Raw genomic sequence first — 22,978 nt, forward strand, 5'->3', positions numbered from 1 at the left:
CCCCTCATTAAGACAAATACGTTAATAGCAAAACTTTCAAGCTGAAACTTTTGCTATTACAGCAATCAATTGTGGGGCCCAATTCAATGGAAATTAAAGTTAATTTTCTCGACAACGTAAAAGTTGAAGCTAAGTTTGATGACTTTAGCGTCATCGCCGATCAACCTATTCGTTATAAAGGTGATGGTTCAGCGCCAGGTCCTTTTGACTATTTTCTCGCTTCTTCCGCAATGTGTGCCGCATACTTTGTTAAGGTGTATTGCAGCTCTCGCGATATCCCAACTGAAAACATTCGTTTATCACAAAACAATATTGTTGATCCTGAGGATCGCTATAAACAAATATTTCAAATTCAGGTTGAATTGCCAGAAAGCATTTCAGAAAAAGACCGCTTAGGTATTCGACGTTCAATCGACCGTTGTACGGTAAAAAAAGTAATACAAACCGGTCCTGAATTTAAAGTTGATCTGGTTGACAGTCTAGAAGATGACGCGCAAGCCATGTTGATGTCGGGCTCTGAAGGCGGAGACAGTACCTATATATTAGGCAAAGACTTACCGCTTGAAGAGACCATTAAAAATATGACCGCTATATTAGCGGGCTTAGGCATGAAAATAGAAATTGCCTCATGGCGTAATATTGTGCCTAATGTTTGGTCGTTACATATTCGTGATGCTGCCTCACCTATGTGCTTTACCAATGGTAAAGGGGCCACGAAAGAAAGCGCACTTTGCTCAGCCTTAGGTGAATTTATTGAACGCCTTAATTGTAATTTCTTTTATAACGATCAGTTCTTGGGCCAAGACATTGCTAACAGTGACTTTGTGCATTATCCGAATGAAAAGTGGTTCAAATTAGATGAAAGTGATGATTTACCAAACGGTATTTTAGATGACTATTGCCTTGATATTTATAACCCAGACGATGAACTGCGTGGTTCAAATTTAATTGATACTAACTCAGGAAACGCTGAACGTGGTATTTGTGCAATTCCTTATGTTCGTCAATCTGACGGCGAAACGGTTTATATTCCGTCCAACTTAATTGAAAACTTATTTTTAAGTAATGGCATGAGCGCGGGTAATAACCTAGCTGAAGCGCAAGTACAGTGTTTGTCTGAAATATTCGAGAGAGCAGTAAAAAGACAAATAATAGAACAAGAGATTGTTTTACCTGATGTTCCGAAAAACGTGCTTGAGAAGTATCCGAGCATTTTAGCCGGTATCGAAGCACTTGAAGCACAAGGTTTTCCTGTTGTTGTTAAAGATGCCTCGTTAGGTGGTCAATTCCCAGTGATGTGTGTCACCCTTATGAACCCGAAAACAGGCGGTGTGTTTGCTTCTTTCGGTGCACACCCAAGCTTTGAAGTGGCGTTAGAGCGCAGCTTAACTGAATTGTTACAAGGGCGCAGTTTTGAAGGCCTAAATGATGTACCAAGACCAACATTTAATAGCCTTGCGGTATCTGAGCCTGAAAATGCTGTAGAGCACTTTATTGACTCAACGGGCGTAATTTCGTGGCGCTTCTTCAGCAATAAACAAGACTATGAATTCTGCGAATGGGATTTTTCTGGCACGAGTGCAGAAGAAAACGATCGTTTATTCGCTATTTTAAAAGACTTAGGCAAAGAAGCTTATGTAGCCGTGTTTGATCAACTTGGCGCTACCGCTTGTCGTATTTTAGTTCCTGACTATTCTGAGATTTATCCCGTTGAAGACTTGGTTTGGGATAATACCAATAAGGCGCTAAATTACCGTGAAGATATTCTTAACCTTCATATTTTAGATGATGACGCACTCGAAAGTTTAGTGACTCGTTTAGAAGATAGCCAGCTCGATAACTATATTGATATTAGAACCCTCATAGGTATTGAATTTGATGAAAATACCGTTTGGGGACAACTCACTATTTTAGAGCTTAAAATACTGATTTATTTAGCCTTAGGTGCATTGGAAGACGCACAAGAGTTAGTTGAAGAGTTCTTGCAGTTTAACGACAACACCGTTGATCGCCGTTTGTTTTATCAAGCGATGCAAGCGGTACTTGAGATCATCATTGACGAAGATATGGCGCTTGATGACTTTATTGGTAATCTAAATAGAATGTTCGGTGAAGATATGATGAATAGCGTCATTGGCTCAACAGATGGCACAGTGAAATTCTTTGGTCTGACTAAAACGGGTATGGACTTAGCCGGTTTAGATAAACATCTGAGACTAATCGACAGTTATAAAAAGCTTCATCAAGCGCGTAAAAATATAGCGCTGAGTTAACATTAATATATTCATTATAAAAATAGTTAGCTAGTTAAGAAAGCAGCTAATAATCAATCAATAGAAGCCAATTCCAATTAAGAGGAGTTGGCTTTTTTATTTGTTACTTTTTTATGTATTATTTCTAACACCTACTCTCTCCTCAAGGGGAAATCAATAAAACAGAAGATATCGCCGTTAATTTTTGTTGAATTTTAGACAAAAAAAAGCGTTTACCTAAAAAAGTAAACGCATTATAAAAACATAAAACACAATAAAAACATAAAACACTCAGGGAAGTAAGTATCTTGTATAGTAAGAGCTATTGTTTCGAGATAAGTTCAAATTTATTTAAAGTTTTTTTAGCTATTTATTTTAACTATTTTTTGATGGTTTATTTCAAGGTGGTCAACGCTACTTTTATTTACGGGTAGCGTTAAATATTCCTCAATGAAATGGGTTATCTAATACCAACTTTACTCATTAAGCGTACACTTTTTTATTTTAACGATTAATTAGCTGCGTCGTGAGTACTCGATAAGCTTTTGCTAAATTTTAGACAAAAAAAAGCGTTTACCTAAAAAAGTAAACGCATTATAAAAACATAAAACACAATAAAAACATAAAACACTCAGGGAAGTAAGTATCTTCTATAGTAAGAGCTATTGTTTCGGGATAAGTTCAAATTTATTTCAAATTTTTTATTTTATGTAGAGTTTTGATTTTTTATACATGATTATTAAGAAAATAATTTGATATTTGGCTAATTTGTCCTCACTTTATAATAAAGTTTAATTAGTATAATTGATTATGTTGTCTTACTTATTACCGGTGTTTATTGGTTTATTACTCATAGCTTATGTGGCAGGAAAACCTTATTGGTTAGCATATAAACGTCGATTAATAAAAACTAAGCCCTTCAAAAAACAATGGCGAAAAATAATTCAGCAAAGAATGCCATATTTTAGACAAATGCCAGCAGATTTACAGCTGCAATTAAAAAAACACATTCAGGTGTTTTTGGCAGAAAAAGAATTTGTTGGTTGTAATGGCTTAGTGATCACTGACGAAATAAAAATCACTATAGCGGCGCAAGCCTGTTTGCTCTTACTGAATCGAAAAACTAATTATTACCCGAAGCTACGAACGATATTGGTTTATCCAAGTGCTTTTGTAAAACAACAGCAGACACGAAATGGTGACGGCGTATATTTTACTCAAAAAGTAGTATTAGCTGGAGAGTCTTGGGACTATGGAAAAATAGTCTTATCGTGGCAAGACACCATAGAAGGCGCACAAATTCCTGATGACGGGCGCAATGTGGTGATCCATGAATTTGCACACCAATTAGACCAAGAAGATGGCCGAGCTAATGGAGCTCCAATATTATCAGCAGGGCAAAGTTATCAGTGTTGGTCTGACATTTTTTCTAAGCAATTTGAAATACTACAAAAGCAAGCGAATACCGGCGAACCCTCGCTGTTCGATTATTATGGAGCGACTAACCCTGCAGAATTTTTTGCGGTAGCCAGTGAAGTTTTTTTTGAACAGTCTCGGCAATTTAGTCAACAACATCCTAAGCTTTATCAGCAACTAACTCAGTACTATCATGTTGATCCAATTTACTGGTAAGCCATTTATTAAAGCTAAAAAGCGAGTATGACTGTTTCGTAATACTCGCTAATATAACTGACTATTTACTTTAACTTGAGGTTACTTCAGATCAAAGCGATCTAGCTGCATTACCTTAACCCAAGCTTTTACAAAGTCAGTCACGAACTTATGCTTAGCATCATCAGAAGCATAAACTTCGGCAATAGCGCGTAATTCAGAGCTGACCCAAAAATTAAATCTACTGGTGTTGCTTGCCACTTTAATTTACCTGACATGCGATCATAACCTTGATATACCCCAACTTGAGTACTGTCTTTGCGCCATGTGGTCGACATATCGAGTAAGTTGATAAAAAAGTCGTTGGTTAATTTCCCTGGTGTTTTAGTCAGTACACCTAAAGTTGAACCATCATAATTGGCGTTCAAAGCACGCATTCTGCCAACCAATACCAACGGGACTTGAGATCATCAGAGATTGATTGAAAATGTTGTTTGCATTGTATTGATCTTTTGCGGCCACAGCATGAGAGATAAGTGTAGCGATGCCAATATTGATCATTTGTTTTAAAGTAAAGATTAAAAACATGGCATTGTCAGCTAAGCTCAAACCTGCCAATGCGGTTGCACCTAATTTACCAACAAAGTATAAATCGACAAGAAAGTATAATGTTTGCACAAACATTCCTATCATCATAGACATTGCCATGGTGATTAAGTGTTTTGGAATTAAACTTTGTGTTAAGTTATTTATTTAATTGAAAATAAAAGTAAAAGTATGAACATTAACAAGGCTGATTCTATGCCTTATAGCACTAGATTACTTTACTTGATTAGCTAGGAGCACTCTTGAGCATTATTAATGCCCAAGAAAATTTTATTACAGTTCATTTAGAACTCAATCATCAGATCTAGATATTGAGGGTGATGATAGATTAAACATCGATAAGCATAGGTATTCTTAATGCTTCACGTTTTAAAAGCCGCTCTGCTACCTCTGCAGGTACTTGATAAAATTCGTTAACGTATGCTTTAGCATGTAAATATTGGCGAATTTGTTTTTTAACGTTACAAGGATTTTTACATTGAAGTGAAAATACTAGGGTATAGTCGCCAATTGTATTTGCGGACAAGGTCATTGCGTGCTGAATGGGATCATTAGGCGTGCAGCCTATTTTGATAACATCGCTAAAAAATGAATGTGTCATCACATAAACATTGCCATAGGCAATATCAGCGATGCTGGTTGGTTGCGCAGTATTTACCATAAAATAAATAACCTAAGGTTATGAGCCATATAGTGGTTTCAATAAATTTTAAAAAACTAAATACCAAGCGTTAATTAATCAACTTGGTATAACGCAATTTATAAATAATTATACCAGCAATTTTAACTCGACGTTGACACTTAAAAAATTACATTAAATGAAAGTGAATGTTATAATCGCCGCCAATTTTGAGCGGGCTTGTTGTTAGCCTTCATGCTAACTATAAACCTAAAGAGATTTTTAATGCCATTTTCCCAACTTGGATTGTCAAATCCGATAGTAAATGCGATAGCTGATTTAGATTATCGTCAACCCACTGATATACAAAAACGTGCTATACCGGTTATTTTATCTGGTAAAGATGTAATTGCTGCAGCGCAAACCGGCACAGGAAAAACCGCAAGTTTTGTCTTGCCCTTATTAGAGAAATTACACGCGGCAGAAAGTGATACTGAGCGTAATTTACGTGGCAAACGCATTCGAGTATTAATCGTAACACCAACTCGCGAGTTAGCGGTTCAGGTTGAAGCTAATATTGCTCAATATAGTAAATATTTAAATATAAGTTCTATGGCGATGTATGGCGGCACTGAAATAGAACCGCAAAAGCAGCGCTTAATTTGGGGCATTGATATTTTGGTAGCAACCCCAGGTCGACTGCTCGATATGGCACACCAGCGGGCGGTATATTTTGATCAACTTGAAGCTTTTGTACTTGATGAAGCAGATAGAATGCTCGATATGGGCTTTATTGATGACATTAATAAAATTATTGAGCGCTTGCCAGAACAACGTCAAAATTTATTATTCTCGGCCACTATTTCTGATGATGTCAGGGCATTAGCTAAAAGAACACTGCATCATGCCACGGAAATTTCTATCGCTAAAAATAGTGATTCAAAACCGAAAATATCACAATGGTTAGTTACAGTAGATAAAGGCAACAAATCAGCCTTATTGAGTTACTTGATTAAAGAACAACAATGGCAGCAAGCCCTTATTTTTATTGAAACAAAACATGGTGCGGCAAAGCTTGTTAGTCAACTAGAAAAACGTGGCATTAAAGCTGAATCTATTCACAGTGGCCGAACGCAAGCAATTCGCGAACAAATTTTGAATGACTTTAAAGCCGGTAAAATAGACTTTCTAGTTGCCACGGCCATCGCTGCACGTGGTATAGATATTGGCGAACTGGCGCGCGTGGTCAATTATGACTTACCTGATAAAGTAGACGACTATACTCACCGTATCGGTCGCACGGGTCGTGCAGGTAAAAATGGTGAAGCGGTATCTTTTGTCGCTAAAGACAACTTTAGAAACCTTTGTGCGATTGAAAGTAACTTAGGGCATGTTATTGAACGCCGAGAGTTTGAAGAGTTTCCGGTTAAAAAAGTGGTCCCCGTGTCCATTTTAAATTATGTGCCTAAAAACAAGCGTACTTAGATAAAATATGCTGCTTAATTTCAAAAGCAGAAATCACCTTTTTACATTAAATACAGCAATGATAGAATAACCACAATGCAATCGACGCTAGCAGTTAAGTTGCTAGAACGACGAATTAAGAATCATAAACACGTAAGAGAATAGGAAATTTGATGAACCCAATTATTGCAATTTTAAAAGAACATAACGTGAGTGACGAGCAAACTAAAGCGGTATTTCAAGCGCTAACAGAAAACCCAATAATGGCTATGGCAACAGTACAGCAGTTGGGTATTCCACAAGAAAAATTACAAGCATTGATGATGCTGTTAATATCAAACCCAGGTTTAATTGAAGAAGCGGTTAATGAGTTAGGTTTAGACTTTTCGAAAGTCGAAGCGGCTAAGGCAAGCTTAAATAAAGAAAATCCGTAATAATACCAAGTTGATTAATTATCCATTTTCCCTCATGAAAAAGTAGATCACTTAATTAATCAAATTGGTATAAATAATAAACAGCAGGATAAGCGATATTTTACCCTGCTGTTATTTATAAAAACATTCTCTATTAGATGCTTTATAAATTTAGCGAAGTTATTCTACGCGAATAGTCGCTTTAATAATTTTTACTTCTTTTTGTGTGCGCCCTGAGCGACTGCCTAAACTTTCAATTGCCGGCAATGTGGTGTCTAACCCCTCAACAACCTCACCAAAAATAGTATGCTTGCCATCTAACCAAGGGGTTGCAGCAAAGGTAAGAAAAAACTGACTACCGTCAGTATTTGGTCCTGAATTTGCCATACTTAATAATCCAGGCTTATCGTGACTTAATGCCCCTTCAAATTCGCCTGCATATTTATAACCAGGGTCACCTCTACCATTACCTAACGGATCGCCACCTTGAGCCATAAACTTATAGATAACACGATGAAAAATTAAGTCGTCATAAAAACCAAGTTTGGTTAAATAAAGGGTGCTTGTTGCATGCATTGGTGCGGTTTCTGGGAGTAACTTAACCACTAACTTTCCTTCTGTAGTTTCTAAGTCCCAAAAATATTGTGCTTCAGGATTGAACGTTACTATTTCAGGCTTTTCTAGTTTAGTTTTCCAATCATTTTGTGTTTTATCTATTTTTTGCTTCTCAACATAAGCATTTACCGCTTCTACGGCAGGATCAGAGTTAAAACAACCCGTTAAAACTATTAATAACATTGTTATTAAGTATTTCTTTAGTGATGGAAGGTGACTTTTCAGCATGCGTTTATCATTCCTTTATATTAATTAGCTGACATGGCGTTAGACAGGGCAGTTTGAAGCTTGAACCGATAGGTTAGTTAATTCCTCGATGTTGTTCAACAGTAATTTCAATGATTTATGCTTGTTTCATTTTGAACGTAATTTGCGTTAATAAATGACACAAGCTAAAAAAAATATTTCAGTGAATTAATAATACTCTGTGCTATGGTTTAATGTGGTAAAAGCAACCTGTTAATGAAATCTATTTATATAATTCAAGGAATGAAAATGAAAAAATTAAATTCACTTTATACTGTTATATTTTTACTGTTCACAACATTTAGCCAACTGAGCGCAGCTAAAACGATTAGTGATGCTGATGTAACGCAATATATGACACTTTCTGGTATTGATTCTGCGCTTAATGGTATTCCAGCGCAAATGAGTGCGATGAATCAGCAAATGCAGATGACAGCTAAAGACCCTGCACAATCTCAAAAGGTGATGGAATTGTTATTAAATGCTTGGCAATTTGAGGATGTAAAACTCGTTGTTTCTGAGCATGTAAAAGATAATTTTTCTGCAAATGAAATGCAAAAGTTACTGACTTGGTTAAACAGCGACTTAGCGCGGAGAATAAAAGCGGCTGAATTAAAAGCCTCTGCACCAAGTTTCAATCAAGACTTTATGAGTTATATGGCAACCCTTCAAACTACGCCACCGACTGCAACACGCGTAAAGGTGATTAGAAACTTTGTTGAAGTAACCAATTTGGTGGAGCATTCGTTAAAAATTGTCATGGCAGTAGCAAAAGGTACTATTGAAGGCTTAATGGTAGCAAACCCAGGTCAAGGTGTTGATGAAGCACAAATTCAAACGCAAATGTCACAAATGGAACTTATGATGAGACCGGCTTTAGAGCAACAAATGATCATGGTTTCATATTTTATTTACGACCAATTAACTGAGCAAGAAATTGAACAGTACACGAATTTTTACCAACAACCCTTAGGTAAAAAAGAATTAACGGTAATGTATGATGGTATTGGTCAAGCACTAAACTATTGGTCTACCACAGCCTTTGAAAATATTGCCACAGAGTTTATTGAAGAATAGACTTGTTCATAACATGACGCTTGAAGGTATAAATGAAGAGCTTAGCTCGATATTGATGCCTTCTCTCTAGCAAACTAAGTCATGACATTCTGGCTAAATGTTACGAACTTTATCAGCCATTGAGCAACAAGCAAAATAGGAAGGTAAATGACAGATAGTAAAATGACAATTAATGGCCAATCTGTTCAATATGTGGGTTTTTGGTCTAGGCTCGGTGCAAGTGTTATTGACTCAATTATTATAATACTACTGACATATCCTATTTTATATTTCATTTATGGTGCTCAATATTTTGATTCCGATGTTTCGTCTCAAGGTTGGACTGATTTCATCGTTAGTTACTTACTGCCTGTTGTAGCTGTTATTTTATTCTGGGTTTATAAGTCAGCAACACCAGGTAAAATGGCAGTTTCAGCAAAAATTGTCGATGAAAACACAGGCAATAAACCAAGTACTCAGCAATTTATAATCAGATACCTTGGTTATTATGTTTCTATACTTGCCCTAGGTTTAGGGTTTTTCTGGATTGCATGGGATGAAAAAAAACAGGGCTGGCATGACAAAATGGCCAGCACTGTGGTTATTGTTGACAATAAATCAAGATGATTAATATGCAAGGCAGGCGTAAAAAAATATGCATCGGATTATTTGTATACATTTATTGATTTTTATTTAATCAACTTAGTGTTGCTCATAAATTATGTTTAGGCTTATTAAAAGTGTTCTTTAACGCTTTGATAAATGTCTTGGTATTTTTTGTGTTGCACTCGGTAATATTTTTGCATGACTTTATCGGGGTCGATGATCAATTTGACCTTGCTGCTATTACAAACACTGGAAGCTGATAATTTTTCAACACCTATTCGTGCTAACCGGGCGGCACCAAAAGCAGGACCGACTTCACCCCCTTCTCTGTAGATCAAAGGTCTGTTAAGTACACTGGCTAAAATTTTGCCCCATAATGGGCTTTTTGAACCGCCGCCTATCACGGATACTTCGTCGATTAAGCTACCAGAATTCAAAAGTGCTTGCTGTCCATCTGCAAAAGCAAAAGCGACACCTTCTAAAACAGCGCGACCAAGCGTGGCTGCATTTGTGTTGTGATCTAAGCCGAAAAATAGGCCTTTTGCCGCAGGATTGTTATGTGGTGTACGTTCACCAGATAAGTAGGGTAAGAAAAGCACACTACAGGGTTGAGTAAAGTCGCATTGCTCAATCTCATTTAATAACGCTAGTTCATTTTCAAAACCAGTTAAGCGAGTGACCCAAGCTAGGCAACTAGCGGCGCTTAATACCACCGACATTTGATGCCAGGTATTTTCTATGCAATGACAAAAAGTATGAACTGCACTGTCAGGATTGGACTGGTAGTGATCATTTGCTACAAAGTAGACCCCCGAAGTACCAAGCGATAGAAAAGCTTGGTTCGGCTTTATAACACCAATGCCTGCTGCTCCTGCAGCATTGTCACCCGCACCAGCAACAACAGGAACTTCATCCATTCCCCAAGCATTGGCGACACTAAGTGAAAGGTTACCAGTGACCTCTGTTCCTTCATAAAGCACCGGCATATGCTCTGGTGTTAAATAGGTTGCCGCTAACATGGGAGTTGACCAACAACGATTAGCAACGTCTAGCCATAAGGTGCCAGAGCTATCAGACATGTCTGATGCGAAGTCGCCAGTCATTAAAAAGCGTACATAGTCTTTGGGTAATAACACTTTTGCAATTTTAGAGAAGTTTTCAGGTTCGTTTTCCTTAATCCACAAAAGCTTCGGGGCTGTAAAGCCTGGCATCGCTATATTACCGGTAATTTTACGGCTGTTAGGCTCTGCTGCTTCAAGGGCTTTACATTGCTCTTCACTTCGACCATCGTTCCATAAGATCGCAGGCCTGATCACTTTATTATCGGCATCTAGTAAAGTTGCACCGTGCATCTGTCCTGATAAACCAACAGCTTTAACTGAGGCTAATAACGCAGGATGCTCTAGTTTGATTTGTTGAACGGCTTCACATGTTGCTTGCCACCAATCTTGTGGATCTTGTTCAGCCCATACTGGATGAGGGCGAGACACCGCTAAGCTACAACTCGCTTGAGCTAGTAAAGTATCATGGCAATCTAAAATAATGACCTTTACACCAGACGTGCCTAAATCAATTCCTAAGTACATATTTTTTCACCTAAAGCACTCACTGAGCTGTTGGCGCTAATATTAGCATTGAGTTTGATGGTAACTAAGTAAATTACTGTATTTAATTTTTACGTTCTCGTCAGGAGTAGCCTTTTTCTATATCTACTCAGGCTTTATAGTTAGCTTATCATTATAAACTATTTTTTTTCGGCTTATAATTTGTGGGAAATAGGATCAATAAAAACTGGAATAGTGTCACTAAACTTGGACATGTGTTTTATTCGTTTTCATGGCTAACGTATTCGAGTAAGCTGCTTATAGGTACTTCTTTTATTAAGCTATTTTATGTCAACACAATCCATTTTAATTACTGGCTGTTCGAGCGGTATAGGCTTACATGCTGCATTAACACTTGCTGCGCGAGGTTACCAGGTGTTTGCAACAGCGCGAAGTACACAAGATGTTGCCGACCTACGAGCTAAAGGTTTAACCGCGTATCAGTTAGACCTCACTAAACCTGAAAGTATTACTCAAGCTGTTGTGCAAGTGTTGGAAGAAACCGGTGGAGGTTTAGATTTTCTCTTTAATAATGGTGCTTATGGGCAACCGGGAGCATTAGAAGATTTACCCACTGATGCGCTAAAAGCACAATTTGAAAGTAATGTATTTGGCTGGCACGAACTCACTAAGCAAATAATTCCGGTGATGAGGCGACAAGGCCATGGTCGTATTATTCAATGTAGTTCGGTATTGGGCTTTGTGTCTATGGCTTACCGAGGGGCTTATAATGCTTCAAAGTATGCGATAGAAGGACTAACTGATACCCTACGTTTGGAGTTAAAAACAGCTAATATAGATGTTGTGCTGATAGAGCCAGGTCCTATTAATACACAATTTCGCGCGAATGGTTTAGTGGCACTCCGGGAGAATATTGATATCGATAACAGTGCACACAAGGAGCAATATCAGCAGCAAATTGAACGCTTAGCCAGTGCAAAGTCAAATGCACCTTTCTCATTAGAGCCACTTGATGTCACAAAAGCTTTAATTAACGCGCTAGAAAGTAAACGACCTAAAATACGTTACCGTGTAACGTTGCCAACCAAACTATTTGCTTTTTTGAAGCGGTTGTTACCCGCGCGTTGGTTAGATCAGTTACTTGCTAAAGGTTAAAGCTGGGTTAATATGCTAGACGATTTAACTCAACATCGCCTAGCTAATATATTTATAAAACTAATAGCACGGGTACTGCATGGTTGCCGTGCTATATTTTTTCAATAGAAACCGCGATTGATTTATAAGTCGGAGTACCGCAATCATCAGCGGTACTCTCTAACGGTACAAGCGGATTAGTTTCTGGATAATACGCCGCTACACAGCCAGCAGGAATAGTATATTCAACCACTTTAAAATCGGTGATCGAACGCACTATATTATCGTTTGATACGGTGGTGATTTTAACTTTGTCACCATTGTTTAATTGCTGTTTCGCCATATCATCAGGGTTCACAAATACTACACGACGTTCGCCATATATACCGCGGTAGCTTTCATAGATAATTATTTCTTATCAAAAGATAGAAGTTATTCATTATGGCTTTTCAGTGTAATTTACTATCATGAGGTTATAAGTCAGTGTATATCAACATTTAATAAACATTAATTGAGAGGTCAATATGAATGCGTTAACTAGCCATAAACAGAGTCAGTATGTAACTGAAAATACACCATTAGCCAATATGAAAACGACTAAAAATACGAGTGTTAACCTTAAAGAGCAAATAAAGCCAGAGCGTAAATTACAAGAAGAAATCAATGGCGATGTGGCCACGTCAAGCTATGTAAGAGGGTATAATTAGCGGCCACGTTATAGTGGATGAATATACTTACAAGGTTTGATTACAAGGTTAATATTCTGATGTAGAAAGTAAATCGTATCGCTAATAAAGTTAGTTTATGATGACTTTAAAATAATTAGGCCGGCTACTTACGCGTTAGCACGACTGCCTTCTGAAACAATAATCGGCAAATCCATACAGCCGTAATTGACACCAAATTGGCTTAACACACAGGTCAATTGGCCACGATGGTGTGCTTGGTGATTAAATATGTGTTGTGTTAAATCAGCTATAACCTTAGTTATAGATTCACCTTCTGTTGTTGTATAGCTAATAAATTGTTCACAATTCTCATCAGTCAAATTTGTACAATATTGTATGATAAGCTCGTCAACCTGTGATCTTAAATGCGCAAAGTCTGATAATTTACGGCAATAAATATCTTGTGGAGACTTAGGGGTTGGCAATGCTGATAATGTTTGAGGTGTTAGCCCTGCTATATGGTTTAACGCTAATCGTCGTAGTAAAATTAAATCACCAAACAGAATATGGTTCCAATAGCTCATAATATTTGGAAAAAAAGAATGTGTTTCTTTTTCAAGCAGCTCGTTTGATAACGCTAGGCAGTTAGTCATCAATTGATCGTTAATCCGTTTATTATATAACGCCATCATCCTGAAGTTTTTTACCAAACTCAATTTTTACTCCTTAGCGATAGTCGTATTATTTAGACTTGTAGTCCGGCTAAATAAAAGCGAAAAACGAGACGTTTTCCGCTTGATTGGCCTACAGATGATAATATCAGCATAAGTTGATTTTAAAGTTATTTTATTTTAATTTTCTAATGCCAACTAAAACAGATATAACACCACCAACCATGCCAACCCAAGCTTCAATTGGTGTATCACCATTTACGGCACGAGTAACTTGCGAGCTCGCTGAGTCATAAATATTATATCCCCATAACGTTAAAGCGACACCGACAATAATAAGGACGATACCGATAATTTTATTATTCATTTTTAACTCCAATTATTTTTAAAGATTATTGTTGAATGGATCAAATTGGTATAATACTTAAACAAATACCCGCGAGTATTCAGTTTATATTACCCTTACGTTACGATTTACTTAGGATAATTAATATCTATTTTTATATATTTGCAATTTAAAATTCATAAAGTTTTTCCATACAGTCGAAAAACCACTAAACATAAAGGCCCCTTAGTTAACCTATTGTTCTAAGGGAAAGTGATAAAGTGTAATTTATCCCCAAAAGCATCCTTGTAGGTCTTCATTAACTATATTCAACAAGGGCTCTAAATGTTGATTAATTCCGCCTGGCAGATATTGTTGCCATTTCATATTTTGGCGTAGCCAATATAACTTCCAAACTTTATCTTTTTTAACATACGTGAACTTGGCAATTACGGTTTCTGTTTTTTTAGTAGGGTTATCCCACAAAGGGCGAACCTCAAGCAAAAATAAATTTTGCTGCTCCATTTTATAATCAATAAATAGTAGTTCACGAGGAATGTTTTTATTTTTATTAGCACAGAAGTTTTTTGCTAATTTGGCTACCTTAAATAATTCAAATTCACTGATTGTCACAACAAAACCCTCGAAGTTCGTCATGAGACGAAAAACTTTCGTTAAATTTAAATTATCGCCATAAAAATAAGTGGTGTAAATATATTATTAATAGGGATGTATCTTATACAGTGAAATACAGCAACACACGTGTTTATCTCGACTGGGTGTATAAAGAATTTAACTATTGAGCGGCTGCCATTTTGAATAAAAATAATGTAAACAAAGCAATGAAAATAATGGCAACGATTACCATGATGGTTAAGGTTTTAGATTGTCGCATTGATACAACTAAACCCTTCGCAGGAAGTAGCCCTAATGCCAGTAATATATTGTCGAAAATACCCATTTTATGTCCCTATATTTCAATGTACGTCGAACGATACTTTAGAATAACGCGTTTGTGTAAAATACCTCATAAAGTAGCGGTGATAAATGTAGTTGGCTAGAATATGAGCAGAAAGTGAATATAGAGCCAAATGTACTTTATCCTTATTTTTGACTATACCGATTTTTCATACGCCAATGTTAGCCATTTAATCGTTTCGGCATCAACATCTGAAATATTCTGTAGTTGTATTCTGTGGGTGCACATAGTTCCAAATGGTCCTGAGTTTTCTAGGCGGCCTTGTACTTCTACATCTTTTAATTTTAAACCTAAATCTATCCTTGTTTTAGTTGCAGGTTTTATTAGAGCAAATTGTTTTTTTCTAATTAAACTGACACTTCCTTTTTTGGGCGTTATTACAACATCATTGCCAAAACTTGTGACTGTAGAAATGAGTAATTCATAAATTGGTTTAAGTGATGCTTTTCCAATATATTGAGTTAAAACCAAATCATCCGAAGTTACATTATTCTCTCTTGATAAAGTGACTATGGTATTTGCAAACCCATGTGTTACCCCGTGCTCATCTTTTAAATACTTTACCGCTATTGAATGTTTTTCGAAGCTTTTATCATGCAATATTTGAATCCACTCATCTAGCTTCTTTCCTGTTTTTTCAGGCATATTATTAATCATTGATTGAAGTGCTTTATCCATATCGTTCACCTTTGATTCGAACATAATGAGTCTATAGTATTACTGATTCTTCTATATTTGTAGAGGCAGGGCTGATGAAGAAAATTAAAATTAGATATAGCTGCCAAGCTTACTGACCCTGCGAAAGTATTTATGTTTTACTTATTGAAGAGGCTGAATACAGCCATCTAAAAAAACTGTTAAATGGGTAAAACAATATAAAAATAATGATAATGCGTATTAGTATAGGGGCAATATCAAATGAGCCAATAACAAAACTATCGTTTATTGCAAAGTTATCCATAATGGTTCCAGTAAATACACTAGCAAATATAGCTGAGATATAAGCAGCAAAACTAGAACGGTTTTCCTTAATATTCGATTCAGACATCACTATTTCTATTTATAATAGAAAGTTATCGCTCTTGTAGAATGGCTCGTTTTTATATTATTTTTAATCAAAATACTCTAACTGGATTGTTTTCTTTTAACAATTAAAACGTTTACGTTTTAGACATTTAAATTATTACATTGTTAAGTGTTCGATAATGGTGAAACTTGAGCTAAAGCTTTCTTGTTATGTGATGTGATGTTAGGGTTTTAAGTCCTAACGTAGGCTATTCCTTAACTTTTCAATATGATGAATAATAGAGTGAATTTACCTTTAGGAACTCCAAATGAAACGCCCTGTGCGGAGCCGCATGCAGGTTAGATTGAGACTAAAGGTTAGATGCCTTCTGCTACCAGATTAGCTTACTTTAAGGCTATATGATGATTTACGCATTGCAAAATAGCACATAAGGCCACTGTAAATATCAACAAAAATATGTAGCAGTATCGGGATAATAATATTACCTGTAAAAATGAAAACACCACAAAATACGGCGCCCATAGCACTAGTTCTAATGACTTCCTGCCATCCTAAATATATATGCCAAAGGCCAAAAAGAGCACTACTCAACAATACCGCTGCAATTACACCAATGTGACTATCTATGAGAGTAAAGAGATATGCTCGAAATAGTAGCTCTTCACATATTCCTGCTGAGACAGAAAGTACCAATGTAAATATAAGCATTTCATTTTTAGTTACCGGCAGAATATCTTTATATGATTCGAACTTACTCGTTATTTCCGCTCTTAATTCCTCACTTGATATAATTGTTCTGATTAAAATCAGTAAATAAATAATTCCTATACAAAGTAAGGAAAAAAATAAAATATTTTTCCAGTTATGCTCAATTACAAGGCCAAAGTCGACTACTGAAAGTTCACCCTTAGAAAAGAGATCTATCAATAACAAAGTAGGAATCCAGATAAAAAATGAAATTTTTAAATATTCGACTATTTTATTTTTACTCTGTAATTTATATTTTTCGATGAGTAAATCAACGATAGGATAAAATAATATTATTCCTATGAGAATTATTTCTAAATAGTGCATTGCCCCCCCTTAACAGCTAGACACAAAGACTCCCGACGGGCTGCTAGCATGATAAAACATAACATACTTTTCATTGGCTTATGCTTTGTGGGGCAGGACAGTTGAAAAAAACTCTAAAAACCTTAAGTTAGATAAAGGCATCAAGCGCTCTGAGCGTGCAAGTATACTTTCAAGTCATTGATGGTAACTCATTCAAAAATAAGTCACTATTCATTATGATAAGTATAAAAAAACACCTTCGTTTAATCGTTAAGTCGAGCCAATAAGTCGTCAAAAATATGCGATAGTTTTGCTGATAATTAAACACAAGAGGCAATAAAAAATCTAAAACACAGTTAACAATTATCTCAATAGCGTGTCTTAGCTATATTGCATTGAATATAGCTGTTCTGCACTCAACCGACGACAGCATTTTAGTTAATAGTTGATGGCAATAATCGCGCTATTTAGTCGTTTTCTTCTATCGCGGATTTCTTTAATATAAATGCTAGTAATGCCGCTGCTGCCGGTGATAATGTTTTGTTACTTAGCTGCACAATGCCGATTTTTCTAATGATTTTTGGCGTAGTTAGCGGAATAAATCGTAATTTTTTACTTTCTTTAGGAAAGGCAAACCAAGGCAGTGTAGTCACACCTAAACCCACTTCTAGCATCGCGATTAATGACAACATGTTAGAAATAAGAAACTGTGAATCTTTGAGTAACGGTTCGGCTTCTGTGCCTTCTAGTAATCGTGATGTACCATTTCTAATTAACCGATGTTTTCGTAGTTCTTTCCAATGTATTTCTTCGGCTTCTGCCAGAGGATGATTTACTGGGCAAACTAAGCCTATTTGATCTTGCCAAATGGGGGTGAAATCAATGCCAGAATGTTCATGCTCATTAGGCAAGCTAGCTATGCCAATATCTACTTGCCGTTTTTCAACTTTACGTAACACAGCTTCTGAACTGTCATCGAAAAAACTTATATGTAAATCTGGTGAGTCAGCAACAAACTCAGATAGCAGTTCGGGTAACATATGACAGGCAATTGAAGGGACGGATGCTAGCCTTAAATGCCCGGTTTTATGCTCGCTCATTAAGGCCATGTCTTGAGCAATATTGTCGTGGTGGGCAATTAACTCTTTCGCCTTTGGTAAAAAATAACGGCCAAACGGCGTCAGTGTGGTTAACGCCGTACCGGTGTCATTCGTTTTATTGCCGTCATTGTGGAATGCGCCACAAATCGCTAGAAAAATGGCTGACGAGCAAGGTTTATAACTGATCTTTCAAACTTGATGACATTGACTGCTTTTACATCGCAAAGTTACTGCCTGTTTTAGCATGGTGTCATCGAATTATAATTTAATTTAATAGAGAAAAAGAAAATGAAAACACCGGTAAAAACTGAACTTTTTGCATCTAAAGCCCCTTTAGAGTGGGCAATTATTGCTAACGGCACATTATCAACGGCTCAAATTCCAATTGATGTTGAGGGTAACGTAGTTGCAGGTGGTATAGAAGCACAAGCGCGTCAAACGATGGAAAATTTTAAGCACACTATTGAAGCGGCAAATTTAACTATGGATGATGTGACTCAAGTCCTTATTTATGTGACTGCGAGAGACCAATTGCCGGTATTTAATAAAGTTTATGCTGAATATTTTCAAGCGCCATACCCAAATCGAGCAGCGATGATTGTTGCCGGTTTAGCGCGTGAAGAAATGCTTTGTGAAGTTGTAGCCTATGCTGCAGTGCCGTAATTAAATCTTTATGCTTTGTTATAACGCAAATTAATAAGTGATTTAACTTTCACTAAAATTAAAAAACTGGCATATTGCCAGTTTTTTTTGCTTTAAATAACCAATCATGATGAAAAGGAAAGTTCTGTGCATAAAACGTTTGTATCTCTGTTTTCTCTGTTTTTAAGTTGTTTTATCTTATTGTCAGGTATTGGTCTTATTAATGTTTTACTACCGGTAAGAATGAATTTAGACGGCTTGAGCACAGAAGTCATCGGTATTGTTTTGTCATTATATTATGTCGGTTTGTTGATCGGGGCACTTTACAGCACGAGTTTGATCAAAAGAGCAGGCCATATTCGTATGTTCGCTGGCTGTGTATCCCTAGGCGCAGTCAGTATATTGCTGTGTAGCCTTTATTCAGATGCTGCGCTTTGGGGCGCAATGCGGATAGTTATGGGTTTTTGTATCGCTTGTGCGTTTACCGCGATGGAAAGTTGGTTAAGCGATAGTTCAAGTAAAGAAACTCGTGGTCAAGTATTAGCTATATACAATGCCGTTGTTTTAGCAGGTCTTTTTGGTGGACAATTTTTTATCAACGTTGCTAGCCCGCAAGATAATATGCTTTTTGTCATTGCTGGTATCTTAATGTGTATCGCGGTTATTCCTGTAGTAATGAGTAGCCATCCGGGTCCAGTAATTGAAGAATTTAGTTCGATGTCGTTGCGCTTGTTATATAAACGGTCGCCACTTGGCGTAGTAAGTTGCTTGATATCAGGTATGCTTTATTCAGCTATTTTTAACTTATTGCCGGTATTTGCAAAGGAATTTGATATCACTGGCTTTCAACTTTCGCTTTATATGGGCGCTGCTATCTTCGGCGCTTTTGTTTTACAGTTTCCTGTTGGTTTTTTATCAGACAGGTTTGACCGTCGTACGGTTTTATTTGTGCTGTTATTAATCTCGGCGAGTGCCGGCATCGCCGTAACATTATTAGCTCCTATGGGGATCACATGGGCAGTATTTTTAGCGACCGGTATCACCTGTGGCATCATCGCTTGTACTTATCCATTAAGTATTACTGAAGCGCTTGATAAGCTAAAGCAAAGTGAAATTGTTTCTGCCATGTCATCTATGATTTTAGCGTTTGCCTTAGGTGGTGTTTTAGGGCCGTATTCGGCGTCGCTTGTGATGGATAAATTTGGTGGTTCGGCATTATTTTATTTTCTTGGTTTAGTTCAATTATTATTAGCTTGCTTTGTAGTTTTTCGGATGACAGTGCGCGCGGCCTTACCGATAGAAGAACAAGAGAATTTTGTCATGCAAGGTTCGGTTATTACTTCCGCTGTTGAGCTTGATCCTCGAACCGAGTATCACGAACCTCAACATGAACCTTGCTCAGAAGTTGAAACAACGGTAATGGTAGCGACTACGGATCCAAAACTTGCTGTAGAGTTGGCGCTTGTAATTGCAAAAGTGAATGCTCAGCGCGGAATAGAAGTAGCAGAAGCGCTAGCCGCATTAGCGAATATAAATGTTTTAGATCTATATCAAACAATGAGTAAGATTATACCCGCGCATTCGACAGAATTAAGAGCAGCATTAAAAATAGATTGACCCATATTTTGTTAGTGAAATAGAACATTCAGAATCCACTACTTCTTCGTAAGTTAAGCTCGTCAACACGGTTAAAACTGAAGTAGCAAAGTGCTATCGTCGGTAATACAAATAAAAAGGCCTGTTTATATCCATATTCAGTTTTTTAGCTTAACAATATCGTTATAAAGTACTGATAGTTTTAAACAGAATAAGGCAACATGAACTGATCGACAATAAGGCAATTATTGGTTTTAAATAGGCTTGAATAAAATATTTATCGAGCAATAAAGATAAGCCAAAGCCCACGCATACGGCTGGTACAAGCGGTAAAGTAAGCTGTAGTTGATAATAATTAGTATTCCCCGACAAAAACAATAAAACTAGGGACATTAGTGTGCCTATTAAGAAATAAAGCGATAACTCTGCTCTTGCGATACCTAAGGCACTATTTTGATAAGCTAAAGCAATAGGGGGACCGCCTACGGAAGTCGTGGTTCCCATTAATCCTGAAAAAAATCCTGCCCAAGCTAAGTTTCTAGGGCTGTGAGTAATATTAATATGTTGATAAGTTAACAGCACAGACAACATGATTAATAATGAAAAACTTATCGCGAAAAATGCTGTCGGTAACAAGGTTAACAAAACCACACCAATAATTGAGCCGGGGATCCGAGCCAGTAGTGCTATGCGTATATTACTAAAATGTAGCTGCTGTCGATAACGTATACAATTTAAAAGCGACAATATACAACCCATTGCTAATATAGGCACCGGTAGAAGGGCCGGGTTAATTAATACCAAAATAGGTGCGGCTACCACAGCTAAGCCAAACCCAGCCATACTTTGCAGTGCTGCGCCTGCGGTAACAGCCAATAAAGCCGTAATCAAAAATACTGAATCATACATAGCTAGTGTCATATTTAGATAATGTTTCGGAAAATATTTAGGATAAAATGTCGGAAAAAGTGTCAGATAGCTTCACGGGAAAAGTGTCGGTAACTTATCGAGTAAAGTTTTGGGTAAATAGTCAGCTAACTGTTGCTGGACTTTTCCTTCTAAAATATACACAATTTTTCGCTCTAAAATTATGCATTATTTCTGATTGTTCAAGTGAAGTCTAATTAGAATAAGTTATTATTTGATAAGTAATTTTGGTTAATTATGAAACACTTTTTTTATGATGAAAATATCGTAAAAATGTAGACTTTTTTACCGGTATCTTAGTATTTTATACCGATGCTGAAATGTTCTTTTTTATTTTTAATCTCTTTTTAAACAAAAGCTTAACTTTATTTTAGCTCGCCTGATTTAAAAGCTTATAAGATTCTCTTATTAACTGATTAAGTTAATTGACTTCAATGTTCAATTGCATCTCCTTAATATAATTTTTGCAGAATATACGCATGTGTTTTTTTAAGCGATACAGTCCCAACCCTGTAAGCATTTTAAACATAGGTTCTGAAAACAATAATTATAATTCAATAGTTTAATAAGGGAAAAATGAAATGAAACTGAGCACAGGTTTAGCCTTAGCGGCAACCATGATCGTACCGACTATGGCACAAGCAGATAATAATTTATTTAATTGGTACGGCAGTATTCGCGTACAATTAGAAGATACCAATAAAAGCGAAATTGAATACAAAGATAACTATTCTCGTTTGGGTGCTTATGGCTCGGCTGAAATTCTAGATGGCGTTAAAGCAACTTATAATTTTGAGTTTAGACTTTTTACAGATGATGGTTCATTTGCGGGTAACGACCAACGTGCTCGTCTTGCTAATGTTGGCTTAGAAGGTAACTTTGGCTCTATATTGATTGGTAAACAATATTCACCACAATGGAATTTTACCGATAATGCGATTGATATTTTTTCAGATATAGATGAGTCAGCGGGGTGTACTAATGAATCTGCTGGCGTTATATGTCACACGAGTCGTTATGGATTATATGCCATAGATGCGGCAGGTAATGGTCATTACGTTGAATATTTACGTCCCGACCGTGCTGTAACTTATGTCACCCCAGATATGGACGGATTTCAGCTGGCAATTATGGCGGTGTTAAATAATGGTGATGTTAAAGCCGATATAGCAGGCACAGAGAATGAAAATATTCTTGGTTATAATATTGCTGCTAAATATGTGATAAATGACTTTACCTTGTCGGCATCACGTTACGAATTAACCGCTTTTGAAGGTGAAAATAAAGTTGACTCATTTCAGGTTGCTTATAACCATGGTCAATTAAGTCTTGCCGCCCATTATCAAGACTCTAGCGATTTACGTTTTTATGAAGGCCTAAATCCAAATGGAGAAATTGTTGATGAAAATGTCTATGAGATATACGGCGGTTATAAAATGGGCGATATGCAGTTTCAAGCTAAATACGCTTGGGTTTCTATGGATTCAGCAAGTGGCCTGACCGTTGATAGTAATCAAGTGATATTAGACGCCATTTATAATCATAAATTGGGTAGTTTTTATGTTGAATACAGCGCTTGGGGTGATGAAGCAGAAGCCGTATTTGAAGCCGGTGATAAAATACTGGTTGGCTACAAGCTTAATTTTTAATTGTTTCCATTTCTATAATTAGTTGCTCAGCATAGTTATTAGCAATATTCAGATGATTTTTACTAAAAAAAACACCTAGTGTTGATTCTAATTACTGATATTGCATTGTTTATTAGTAATAATTTCAGTTGCTTCTAGCCAAGGATGGCTTTAG

Annotated in this window: 25 protein-coding genes and 1 pseudogene; 11 read left to right on the top strand and 15 right to left on the bottom strand. The window is 36.6% G+C overall.

Going from position 1 to position 22,978, the window contains the following annotated elements:
- The first annotated feature begins 86 nt into the window (after nt 1-86).
- Together B5D82_RS04380 and B5D82_RS04385 are read left to right on the top strand one after the other, a co-directional pair.
- Nucleotides 87-2,273, top strand: coding sequence for an OsmC domain/YcaO domain-containing protein (locus B5D82_RS04380; RefSeq protein WP_081149533.1), 2,187 nt, complete (start codon nt 87-89; stop codon nt 2,271-2,273).
- A gap of 789 nt (nt 2,274-3,062) precedes the next feature.
- The gene (locus B5D82_RS04385; RefSeq protein ID WP_081149534.1) at nt 3,063-3,884 is read left to right on the top strand and encodes a M90 family metallopeptidase; all 822 of its coding nucleotides are present in this window, start codon (nt 3,063-3,065) and stop codon (nt 3,882-3,884) included.
- Nucleotides 3,885-3,965: 81 nt separating this feature from the next.
- On the opposite strand, the pseudogene B5D82_RS04390 reads toward B5D82_RS04385, so the two are convergent.
- From B5D82_RS04390 to B5D82_RS04400, 3 genes and pseudogenes are all read right to left on the bottom strand, one after another.
- Nucleotides 3,966-4,315: pseudogene (locus tag B5D82_RS04390) on the bottom strand (catalase-peroxidase); the annotation flags it as partial.
- Complete coding sequence (locus B5D82_RS04395) at nt 4,275-4,571, bottom strand: MATE family efflux transporter (RefSeq protein ID WP_081149536.1); 297 nt, start codon at nt 4,569-4,571, stop codon at nt 4,275-4,277. The pseudogene B5D82_RS04390 and the gene B5D82_RS04395, both read right to left, overlap by 41 nt.
- Nucleotides 4,572-4,797: 226 nt before the next feature.
- Entirely contained in the window at nt 4,798-5,130 is a 333-nt protein-coding gene (locus B5D82_RS04400) for a GIY-YIG nuclease family protein (protein WP_081149537.1), read from the bottom strand.
- A gap of 243 nt (nt 5,131-5,373) precedes the next feature.
- Between B5D82_RS04400 and B5D82_RS04405 the strand changes: the two genes are divergently transcribed.
- Both B5D82_RS04405 and B5D82_RS04410 read left to right on the top strand, forming a co-directional pair.
- A complete protein-coding gene (locus tag B5D82_RS04405) occupies nt 5,374-6,573 on the top strand; it encodes a DEAD/DEAH box helicase (RefSeq protein WP_081149539.1) in 1,200 nt (399 codons plus the stop codon).
- 152 nt (nt 6,574-6,725) lie between these two features.
- Complete coding sequence (locus B5D82_RS04410) at nt 6,726-6,986, top strand: DUF2999 family protein (RefSeq protein ID WP_081149540.1); 261 nt, start codon at nt 6,726-6,728, stop codon at nt 6,984-6,986.
- 159 nt (nt 6,987-7,145) lie between these two features.
- Here B5D82_RS04410 and B5D82_RS04415 read toward each other — a convergent pair whose 3' ends face one another.
- Nucleotides 7,146-7,763 (bottom strand): peptidylprolyl isomerase, encoded by a 618-nt coding sequence (locus B5D82_RS04415; protein ID WP_172820618.1) that lies wholly within the window; start codon nt 7,761-7,763, stop codon nt 7,146-7,148.
- Nucleotides 7,764-8,075: 312 nt separating this feature from the next.
- Between B5D82_RS04415 and B5D82_RS04420 the strand changes: the two genes are divergently transcribed.
- Together B5D82_RS04420 and B5D82_RS04425 are read left to right on the top strand one after the other, a co-directional pair.
- Entirely contained in the window at nt 8,076-8,903 is an 828-nt protein-coding gene (locus B5D82_RS04420; protein WP_081149542.1) for a DUF2059 domain-containing protein, read from the top strand.
- Nucleotides 8,904-9,050: 147 nt separating this feature from the next.
- Nucleotides 9,051-9,509: an RDD family protein gene (locus tag B5D82_RS04425; protein WP_081149543.1), complete on the top strand. Its 459-nt coding sequence runs from the start codon at nt 9,051-9,053 to the stop codon at nt 9,507-9,509.
- 107 nt (nt 9,510-9,616) lie between these two features.
- Here B5D82_RS04425 and xylB read toward each other — a convergent pair whose 3' ends face one another.
- Nucleotides 9,617-11,074 (bottom strand): xylulokinase, encoded by a 1,458-nt coding sequence (gene xylB, locus B5D82_RS04430; protein ID WP_081149545.1) that lies wholly within the window; start codon nt 11,072-11,074, stop codon nt 9,617-9,619.
- A gap of 306 nt (nt 11,075-11,380) precedes the next feature.
- Here xylB and B5D82_RS04435 point away from each other — a divergent pair, with 306 nt between their 5' ends.
- Nucleotides 11,381-12,208 carry an SDR family oxidoreductase gene (locus B5D82_RS04435; RefSeq protein WP_081149546.1) on the top strand — a complete coding sequence of 276 codons (828 nt, stop codon included), beginning with the start codon at nt 11,381-11,383 and terminating at the stop codon, nt 12,206-12,208.
- A 91-nt stretch (nt 12,209-12,299) separates the two neighbouring features.
- Here the strand turns inward: B5D82_RS04435 and B5D82_RS04440 are convergent, their stop codons facing one another.
- On the bottom strand, nt 12,300-12,599 hold the full coding sequence (locus B5D82_RS04440) for a molybdopterin dinucleotide binding domain-containing protein (RefSeq protein WP_342743801.1): 300 nt from the start codon (nt 12,597-12,599) through the stop codon (nt 12,300-12,302).
- A gap of 112 nt (nt 12,600-12,711) precedes the next feature.
- Between B5D82_RS04440 and B5D82_RS04445 the strand changes: the two genes are divergently transcribed.
- Nucleotides 12,712-12,894: a hypothetical protein gene (locus B5D82_RS04445; protein WP_081149548.1), complete on the top strand. Its 183-nt coding sequence runs from the start codon at nt 12,712-12,714 to the stop codon at nt 12,892-12,894.
- 128 nt (nt 12,895-13,022) lie between these two features.
- Here B5D82_RS04445 and B5D82_RS04450 read toward each other — a convergent pair whose 3' ends face one another.
- The 8 genes from B5D82_RS04450 to B5D82_RS04480 form a co-directional block, all read right to left on the bottom strand.
- On the bottom strand, nt 13,023-13,571 hold the full coding sequence (locus B5D82_RS04450; protein WP_172820619.1) for a DinB family protein: 549 nt from the start codon (nt 13,569-13,571) through the stop codon (nt 13,023-13,025).
- A gap of 130 nt (nt 13,572-13,701) precedes the next feature.
- On the bottom strand, nt 13,702-13,893 hold the full coding sequence (locus B5D82_RS04455) for a DUF3185 family protein (protein ID WP_081149549.1): 192 nt from the start codon (nt 13,891-13,893) through the stop codon (nt 13,702-13,704).
- A 246-nt stretch (nt 13,894-14,139) separates the two neighbouring features.
- Nucleotides 14,140-14,484, bottom strand: coding sequence for a DUF3024 domain-containing protein (locus tag B5D82_RS04460; protein ID WP_157673837.1), 345 nt, complete (start codon nt 14,482-14,484; stop codon nt 14,140-14,142).
- 163 nt (nt 14,485-14,647) lie between these two features.
- On the bottom strand, nt 14,648-14,812 hold the full coding sequence (locus B5D82_RS19985; protein WP_172820620.1) for a hypothetical protein: 165 nt from the start codon (nt 14,810-14,812) through the stop codon (nt 14,648-14,650).
- Between the two features lie 153 nt (nt 14,813-14,965).
- The gene (locus B5D82_RS04465; RefSeq protein ID WP_081149553.1) at nt 14,966-15,508 is read right to left on the bottom strand and encodes a DUF4287 domain-containing protein; all 543 of its coding nucleotides are present in this window, start codon (nt 15,506-15,508) and stop codon (nt 14,966-14,968) included.
- A 130-nt stretch (nt 15,509-15,638) separates the two neighbouring features.
- Entirely contained in the window at nt 15,639-15,878 is a 240-nt protein-coding gene (locus B5D82_RS04470; protein WP_081149554.1) for a hypothetical protein, read from the bottom strand.
- Nucleotides 15,879-16,235: 357 nt separating this feature from the next.
- Nucleotides 16,236-16,931, bottom strand: a complete 696-nt coding sequence (locus tag B5D82_RS04475) for a CPBP family intramembrane glutamic endopeptidase (protein ID WP_081149556.1) — start codon at nt 16,929-16,931, stop codon at nt 16,236-16,238.
- 446 nt (nt 16,932-17,377) lie between these two features.
- Nucleotides 17,378-18,010 (bottom strand): LysR substrate-binding domain-containing protein, encoded by a 633-nt coding sequence (locus B5D82_RS04480; RefSeq protein WP_245807556.1) that lies wholly within the window; start codon nt 18,008-18,010, stop codon nt 17,378-17,380.
- Nucleotides 18,011-18,298: 288 nt separating this feature from the next.
- Between B5D82_RS04480 and B5D82_RS04485 the strand changes: the two genes are divergently transcribed.
- Together B5D82_RS04485 and B5D82_RS04490 are read left to right on the top strand one after the other, a co-directional pair.
- Nucleotides 18,299-18,673: a RidA family protein gene (locus B5D82_RS04485; RefSeq protein ID WP_081149559.1), complete on the top strand. Its 375-nt coding sequence runs from the start codon at nt 18,299-18,301 to the stop codon at nt 18,671-18,673.
- A gap of 126 nt (nt 18,674-18,799) precedes the next feature.
- The gene (locus B5D82_RS04490) at nt 18,800-20,269 is read left to right on the top strand and encodes an MFS transporter (protein WP_081149560.1); all 1,470 of its coding nucleotides are present in this window, start codon (nt 18,800-18,802) and stop codon (nt 20,267-20,269) included.
- 162 nt (nt 20,270-20,431) lie between these two features.
- Here B5D82_RS04490 and B5D82_RS04495 read toward each other — a convergent pair whose 3' ends face one another.
- Nucleotides 20,432-21,157: a sulfite exporter TauE/SafE family protein gene (locus B5D82_RS04495; protein ID WP_094122849.1), complete on the bottom strand. Its 726-nt coding sequence runs from the start codon at nt 21,155-21,157 to the stop codon at nt 20,432-20,434.
- Nucleotides 21,158-21,756: 599 nt separating this feature from the next.
- On the opposite strand from B5D82_RS04495, the gene B5D82_RS04500 reads away from it, so the two are divergent.
- On the top strand, nt 21,757-22,824 hold the full coding sequence (locus B5D82_RS04500; protein WP_081149564.1) for a porin: 1,068 nt from the start codon (nt 21,757-21,759) through the stop codon (nt 22,822-22,824).
- The last annotated feature ends 154 nt before the right edge of the window (nt 22,825-22,978 follow it).

Source organism: Cognaticolwellia beringensis, from assembly GCF_002076895.1.
GTDB classification, from domain to species: domain Bacteria; phylum Pseudomonadota; class Gammaproteobacteria; order Enterobacterales; family Alteromonadaceae; genus Cognaticolwellia; species Cognaticolwellia beringensis.

What these genes read in the sequence shown, in the direction of transcription:
- B5D82_RS04380 (WP_081149533.1), top strand. Translation starts at nt 87, where the DNA reads ATGGAAATTAAAGTTAATTTTCTCGACAACGTAAAAGTTGAAGCTAAG.
- B5D82_RS04385 (WP_081149534.1), top strand. Translation starts at nt 3,063, where the DNA reads ATGTTGTCTTACTTATTACCGGTGTTTATTGGTTTATTACTCATAGCT.
- B5D82_RS04475 (WP_081149556.1), bottom strand. Translation starts at nt 16,931, where the DNA reads ATGCACTATTTAGAAATAATTCTCATAGGAATAATATTATTTTATCCT.
- B5D82_RS04455 (WP_081149549.1), bottom strand. Translation starts at nt 13,893, where the DNA reads ATGAATAATAAAATTATCGGTATCGTCCTTATTATTGTCGGTGTCGCT.
- B5D82_RS04395 (WP_081149536.1), bottom strand. Translation starts at nt 4,571, where the DNA reads ATGGCAATGTCTATGATGATAGGAATGTTTGTGCAAACATTATACTTT.
- B5D82_RS04495 (WP_094122849.1), bottom strand. Translation starts at nt 21,157, where the DNA reads ATGTATGATTCAGTATTTTTGATTACGGCTTTATTGGCTGTTACCGCA.
- B5D82_RS04485 (WP_081149559.1), top strand. Translation starts at nt 18,299, where the DNA reads ATGAAAACACCGGTAAAAACTGAACTTTTTGCATCTAAAGCCCCTTTA.
- B5D82_RS04435 (WP_081149546.1), top strand. Translation starts at nt 11,381, where the DNA reads ATGTCAACACAATCCATTTTAATTACTGGCTGTTCGAGCGGTATAGGC.
- B5D82_RS19985 (WP_172820620.1), bottom strand. Translation starts at nt 14,812, where the DNA reads ATGGGTATTTTCGACAATATATTACTGGCATTAGGGCTACTTCCTGCG.
- B5D82_RS04405 (WP_081149539.1), top strand. Translation starts at nt 5,374, where the DNA reads ATGCCATTTTCCCAACTTGGATTGTCAAATCCGATAGTAAATGCGATA.
- B5D82_RS04420 (WP_081149542.1), top strand. Translation starts at nt 8,076, where the DNA reads ATGAAAAAATTAAATTCACTTTATACTGTTATATTTTTACTGTTCACA.
- B5D82_RS04500 (WP_081149564.1), top strand. Translation starts at nt 21,757, where the DNA reads ATGAAACTGAGCACAGGTTTAGCCTTAGCGGCAACCATGATCGTACCG.
- B5D82_RS04480 (WP_245807556.1), bottom strand. Translation starts at nt 18,010, where the DNA reads ATGAGCGAGCATAAAACCGGGCATTTAAGGCTAGCATCCGTCCCTTCA.
- xylB (WP_081149545.1), bottom strand. Translation starts at nt 11,074, where the DNA reads ATGTACTTAGGAATTGATTTAGGCACGTCTGGTGTAAAGGTCATTATT.
- B5D82_RS04445 (WP_081149548.1), top strand. Translation starts at nt 12,712, where the DNA reads ATGAATGCGTTAACTAGCCATAAACAGAGTCAGTATGTAACTGAAAAT.
- B5D82_RS04415 (WP_172820618.1), bottom strand. Translation starts at nt 7,763, where the DNA reads ATGTTATTAATAGTTTTAACGGGTTGTTTTAACTCTGATCCTGCCGTA.
- B5D82_RS04410 (WP_081149540.1), top strand. Translation starts at nt 6,726, where the DNA reads ATGAACCCAATTATTGCAATTTTAAAAGAACATAACGTGAGTGACGAG.
- B5D82_RS04425 (WP_081149543.1), top strand. Translation starts at nt 9,051, where the DNA reads ATGACAGATAGTAAAATGACAATTAATGGCCAATCTGTTCAATATGTG.
- B5D82_RS04400 (WP_081149537.1), bottom strand. Translation starts at nt 5,130, where the DNA reads ATGGTAAATACTGCGCAACCAACCAGCATCGCTGATATTGCCTATGGC.
- B5D82_RS04465 (WP_081149553.1), bottom strand. Translation starts at nt 15,508, where the DNA reads ATGGATAAAGCACTTCAATCAATGATTAATAATATGCCTGAAAAAACA.
- B5D82_RS04470 (WP_081149554.1), bottom strand. Translation starts at nt 15,878, where the DNA reads ATGTCTGAATCGAATATTAAGGAAAACCGTTCTAGTTTTGCTGCTTAT.